We start from the raw sequence: 5,942 nt of genomic DNA, 5'->3' as shown, positions 1-5,942 counted from the left end.
CGCACGACGGCGCAGCTCAAGCGGGTACTGGGAAGGACGTGCCATAACTCGATCCTCTCAAACGATCGAGTCCCTACCGAACCCGGAACGGTTCAGCCCGATCCCGACGACCGTGGGCGTTCGCTGCGGCGGGCGGCTGCCTTCAAAGCTTCTTCGGCGCGTTCGCGTGCCTGCCTGCTGCGCGTCTTCGCTGCTTCGACGAGGAAGCGGGCGTTGTCAGCCGGTGGCATCGAGATCAGTCACCTTCCCACCGGCCACGATCTGCTGCGGTCCGGCCTTTTCCAAGGCGTCGATGAGGGTGTCGAGTTTGCCGAGCGTGCGGGTGTGCTTCTCGACAATGCGCGACACCCCGGGCTTCTCGGCATCGCCGATGAGCTTGCGGGTTTCCTCCCGCTGGCGTCGGTGTTGGTCGAGGAAGTCGCCGGTGGTGATGAAGAAGCGGCAGTCCAGACATGGGTTGGCGTACTCGCAGTCGGTCTGAATGGGAGCCCCGCAGTAGCCGTTGGGGAGGCTGACCTTGGCGCGAACCATGGACAGCCGCATCCAGGTGGCGTCGGCGAGAGGGAAGCTAGGTTTGGTGTCACAGGTCCACCACGGTGGGCGCAGGTTCCGGGCCCCCAGGCGTCTTTGCTCGCCGCCATGATCACGACGAGTACGAGGAACAGGGCGGCCAACGCCCACAGCCACCACGGTCCGGGCAGCCGCCGAGGCCGTCTCGGTGTGTCCGGTTGCTGCGGCGCCGCGCGCCGTTCCTGCTGAAGGCCCTCCCCAACCGGTGCGTGTCGTCGTTCATGGCTGCCTCCGGCCGGGGCCTGCCTGCGCTGCGCGGCCTCGAGATGGCAGGCGCTCTCGGCGCAGTGAGCTCACTTCCAGCGTGCGTCGAGTTGCTCCCGTCACTACGCGAGATCACCGTGCCGGCGGCCGTGTCTGTTCGCCGTAGATCCGCTCGGCCCCCGTCCGCTCGGCGCACGCCCGTTCTGGCCCGATCCATCCGCGGAAGCGCGCGGCCGGTCCGGTCGTGCCCGGGAAGCGCAGCGTGGTGATGCAGCGTCCACGCGAGGACGTTCGAGAGGCGTTCGATGCTCTTCGGCTTATGGCCATGGCACCCGGGCCGGGGGCACGCTGATGGCATCGGTACGGCGATGGAGGCGGGATGGACGCAGTGGTGATGGCGGCGGGTACGGCGCTGGTGGCGGCGATGGCCACGGACGCCTGGCAACAGGTCCGCGACAGCGTGGTGGGCGTGTGGCGACGGATCCATCCGGAAGGCACCGACCCGGTGCGTGGCGACTTGGAGACGCTGCGCTCCCAAATCGTGCAGGCCCGCCAGATGCAGGATGCGGTCACGGAACAGGCCTTGGAAGGGATGTGGCGGCTGCAGTTGCAGGCACTGCTGCAGCGGGACCCGCGAGCGGCCGGTGAGCTGCGCCGGCTCATGGAAGGCCAGCTCGTCCCAGTGCTGGACGCGGGTGAGCGGGAGCGGGTGTATTCCGTCTTCCAGCACACCGCCGTCAGTGGTGGCACGAGCTTCGTCGCCGGGCGGGACATCGGCATCACGGGCGAGCCGCCGGCCCCAAAAGCCTGACCCCGCCCGCCCCGGCGCCCGCCGTCGAGCAGCACGGGGCGATCCGGGAAGCGGGGGAAGTGAACATGGCGGCCCACGATCTGCACAGGACGACGGTGCACGAGGCGCCGCCGCCCGGCCGTCCCGTGGTCACGCACGGTCTGCCCCAGGACATCGCGGGGTTCATCGGGCGTGAACAAGAGTTGGAGCGGCTGCTGAACGCGGCGGGACCAGGCCGGGTGCTCAACGTCCATACCGTGGACGGGATGCCAGGTGTGGGCAAGACCGCGCTGGCCACGCGCGCCGCGCACCTGCTGACCGAGCAGTTCCCCGACGGGCAGTTCTTCTGCGATCTGCACGCCCACACCCCCGGCCTGCCCGCCGCCCGGCCAGTGGACGTGCTGGCGGTGCTGCTGACCGATCTGGGCATCGATCCGCGTAGCCTGCCGCCGACCCTGGAAGGCCGCTCGCACCTGTGGCGCGACCGGCTTGCCGGCAAGCGGTTCCTGCTGGTCCTCGACGACGCCGTCGGCCACGCCCAGATCCAGCCGCTGCTGCCCGGCGGTGACGACTGCCTGACCTTGGTCACCAGTCGGCGCCGCCTGATCGCCCTGGACGGAGCCGCTCCGCTACCCCTGGCACCGCTCACCCCGGACGCGGCCGTCGCGCTGTTCACCAGCCGCTGCCACCGCAGCCCTGCCGGTAGCGAGCAGACCGCGCTCGCCAAAATGGTGGCGCGGTGCGGGTATCTTCCACTGGCGATCGTCCTGCTCGCCGGCCGACTGCGTCACAAGGACAAGCGCGCGTGGTCCATCGCCCGGTTCGCCAGCGAGTTCGCCGACGCGCAGGACCGCCTGAGCGAACTCCACGACGGCGACAATCGCGCCGTGTACACCGCCTTCCTGCTCTCCTACAAAGATCTGTCCGAGGATCAGCAGCGGTTCTTCCGCCGCATCGGCCTGCACCCCGGGCCTGACGTCGACGCGTACGCCGCGGCGGCCCTCGACGACATCCCGCTCGCCGCTGCCCGGCGACGCCTGGAGTCCCTGTACACCGATCACCTTCTCGACGAGCCCGTCCCGGGCCGCTACCAACTGCACGACCTGCTCAGGGAGTACGCGCGCGCCCTGGCCATCCGGCACGACCAGCCCGCCGAACGCACCCGGGCCGCCGAACGGCTCCTGGACTACTACCAGCACACCGCACAGATCGCCGACCGGCACCTGAACCGCGTCCCCTGCCCCCGCCCCCCGCCCGCCGCGCCACCTGCCGCCGCACCAAGCCTGCCCGACTGGGCGGCCGCGCTGACCTGGATGCGCACCGAGCGCAACAACTTGCTCGCCTGCCTGTACACGGCCGGCCCGAGCCCGGCGCCCCGCGTTGTGGGCCTGACGGCTGCCATGGCCGCCTTCCTGCGCCAGGAAGGCCCTTGGCCTCAGGCCGTCACCCTCCACCAGCGGGCCGCCACCGCCGCCGGGCTCGCCAACGATTCCTCGGGCGAGGCCGATGCTCTCAACAGTCTGGGCGATGTGCGCTACCTGACCGGCGATTACGAACAGGCAGTCCAATTGCACGAGCGGGCCCTGGCCCTGTACGAGGCCACCGGCAGCCGCCTGGGACAGGCCAACGCCCTGTGGAACATGGGCCGGGCACGAATGATGTCGGACTCCTACGCGCAGGCGGTCGATCTGCAAAGGCAGGCCCTGGCCCTGTACGAATCCACCGGCAGCCGACTCGGACAGGCCAACGCCCTGTGGGACATGGGCCGTGCGCTGGCGGTGTGTGACAACTCCGCAGAGACGCACCGGCTTTACGAGCGGGCCTTGGTCCTGTACGAGGTCCTTGGCGACCGGCTCGGTCAGGCCAATGCTCTGTGGACCCTGGGCCGTGCACGGATGATGTGCGGCGTCTTCGCGCAGGCGGCCGGGCTGCAGGAGCGGGCCCTGACCCTGTATGAGGTCCTAGGTGACCGCCTCGGGCAGGCCAATGCCATGTGGGAACTGGGCCATGTGCGGGCAGCGACCGGTGACTTCACGCAGGCAGCCCAGCTCCACCAACAGGCCCTGACCTTGTATCAAGCTCTCGGTAATCGGCACGCGCAGGCCAACGCCCTGTGGGCGCTGGGCCGTGTGCGGGCGCTGACCGGTCACCACGTGCAGGCGGCCCAGATGCAGGAGCAGGCACTGGCTTTGTTCCGGGCCGTCGGCAGCCGGCTGGGGGAGGCTAACGCCCTCAACGATCTTGGGCATGCGCGGGCGCTGAGCGGCGACTACCGGCAGGCTGCCCGGCTCCACGAGCAGGCGTTGATCCTGTACCAGGCGGTAGGCGATCTGCAGGGAGAGGCCGAGCTGTTGAACAATATGGGCGTGCATCTCGCCCAGTCCCCCGGGCCTCAGGCTGCCCTCGCCACGTACCAAAGGGCGCTGGAGCTGGCACGGCAGATCTGCAGCCCGCTGGATGAGGCGCGGGCACTTGATGGGGCTGCCCGATGCCTGGCTCATATGGGTGATCGCAAGAACGCCCTGGCCAACCTCCGCGAAGCCGTCGGAATCTATCAGCGCATTGGCGCGGCTGAAGCCCCCTCAGCCGCACAGCACTTGGCCCACCTGCAGGACGAAGAGGTCAGGGGCGCATCGGATGTGAATGAGACACCTGGTTCGTGAGCGAGTGCGGCTGTGTTCTCCACGGCCGATGCACTGGGTATGGCCGGTCCGTATAGCCTGTTCGAGCTGCCGGGGAGCGGTCGCCGCTCAGGGCCCGGCCGCCGTCGACCACTTCATCCAGGGCCACGAGTGTGGTCGCGCGGGTACCGTTCTCCGTGGACGTCGGCGAACGCGTCGGTGACTGCGGTATCTCGCACGACACGGTGCTTGCGCCGCGAGCGCATCCGCCCCGAGACTGTCGGCTTTCTGTGCTTCTGGAGCAGATGCTCGCCGCCCTGGTACGTGCGCTGCGCCTGACGCGGCATGCCGCCCGCCACTTCGGCCCCGCCCTGGTGACCGGCGAGACCTGGGGCTTGTACGTTCCGCTGAGCGCTTGCTGGGCAGGCCGACGATGACCTCGGTCTTGGCGACGGCGCAATGAGGGTTCGTTGGCGTCGATCAGGGCAATCGCCAGCTATGGGCGGTAGAGGGCCGGTTCGCCGGCGTGCGTGGCCTCGTATCAGTCGAGCACCTGGTCGGGAGCGGTACGGCCCTCAGCGGGCGCCGCAGTCCCGTGCCGACGCAAGCGTGTCCATGATCTCCAGCTCTTCTCCGCAGTTCAAGTACGCCCGCGCGGGTTCCAGTGGTCGCGGCCGACCGATAAACCGCCTTCCGTCCGCGCGAGCCCCCGCATCGCGGGCTGGTTGTGGTGAGCCGCTGCGGGCGCCCACATAACGCCGTCCAGGACAGCGCGCGGATCCCGGCGGCGACAGCAGCAGCGGGCTCGGTGACAGGCCCCGTACGACAGAGCTACGACGCAGTCGGAAAGATCAGATGACCTGTATGGAAGAAGCGGAGTGACTCCGATGCGAGAGAGCAGCGCCTGGACTGTGACGGCATACAAGGGTTTGGACGGGGCCCCGATGTGGCTCGTGATCGGACTCCTCATCCTGGGGCTGGCGTGGGCCGCCGTCGCAGCGTCGAGGAAGCGTAAGTGACCGGCTTTGACGCCCGTCTGTAGCGGCGGGCTGCAGTGCAGTTTCGCTCCCTCGCAGTGGCAAGGCGTCGGTAAGAGAGTCGACGTGAGACCCCAGCCGACCCTCGCCGATGCCCATTGCGATGGGACCGCTTGAGGCTCTCGGCATCGCTGGAGGGTTGTGGCCCAACCGACAACAGCCGCTGCTGCGTCAGCCGCGGGCGCACACGCGCCTGCATTGCGCCGTGTCGGTCGCCCTTGCCCGGTCCTCGGAGGTATGGGCCTCGGATGCATGGCGGCAATCGTCAGCGGCCCGTATGGGAGCCGTGTCCGTCGGTCACGCGCAGGCTTTCCTGCTTTGTGCAGTTGCAGGCGTCGGAGTCCGCCAGTGCAGGGCCGTTCGCCGCCGCAACCAACACGGCCAGAGCCGCGATCACGCTGAGCACGGTCCGGCGCGGTGGGCAGCGCCTGCAGCCGATCCATCGTCAGGCGTCGGGCAAGGTTGTTGTGAAGCAGCCCCTCCAGAACTGCGCAGCGGGTGCGCGTTGCTGCGTCGCCATCGCGATCAGAACGGCCCCTCGCGTCATCGACAGCGGCGTGGGGCCGACTGCCGCTTTTCCGGCGCTCGGTAGATTGGCTCGATCGAGGCGTTGACGCGTCTTCGCCTAGTAGGACTCCGTTAGGTCTTCCCGTTTGCGCTGATCAAGAGCATGTTGAGGAGCGTGGACGTGCACGAAGTGGAGCGTATGCGGGCGGTGTT

Annotated in this window: 3 protein-coding genes; 2 read left to right on the top strand and 1 reads right to left on the bottom strand. The window is 68.9% G+C overall.

The window, feature by feature from the left end; translation table 11 throughout:
• Positions 1-216: 216 nt before the first annotated feature.
• Entirely contained in the window at positions 217-543 is a 327-nt protein-coding gene (locus ACWFRU_RS42085) for a hypothetical protein (RefSeq protein ID WP_453694128.1), read from the bottom strand.
• 610 nt (positions 544-1,153) lie between these two features.
• On the opposite strand from ACWFRU_RS42085, the gene ACWFRU_RS42080 reads away from it, so the two are divergent.
• Together ACWFRU_RS42080 and ACWFRU_RS42075 are read left to right on the top strand one after the other, a co-directional pair.
• Positions 1,154-1,585 (top strand): hypothetical protein, encoded by a 432-nt coding sequence (locus ACWFRU_RS42080; protein ID WP_453694126.1) that lies wholly within the window; start codon positions 1,154-1,156, stop codon positions 1,583-1,585.
• A gap of 65 nt (positions 1,586-1,650) precedes the next feature.
• Positions 1,651-4,227, top strand: a complete 2,577-nt coding sequence (locus ACWFRU_RS42075; RefSeq protein WP_453694124.1) for a tetratricopeptide repeat protein — start codon at positions 1,651-1,653, stop codon at positions 4,225-4,227.
• Positions 4,228-5,942: the final 1,715 nt, after the last annotated feature.

This window comes from Streptomyces sp. NPDC055099 (assembly GCF_053607685.1).
This window is presented reverse-complemented; position numbering and strand designations above follow the sequence as displayed.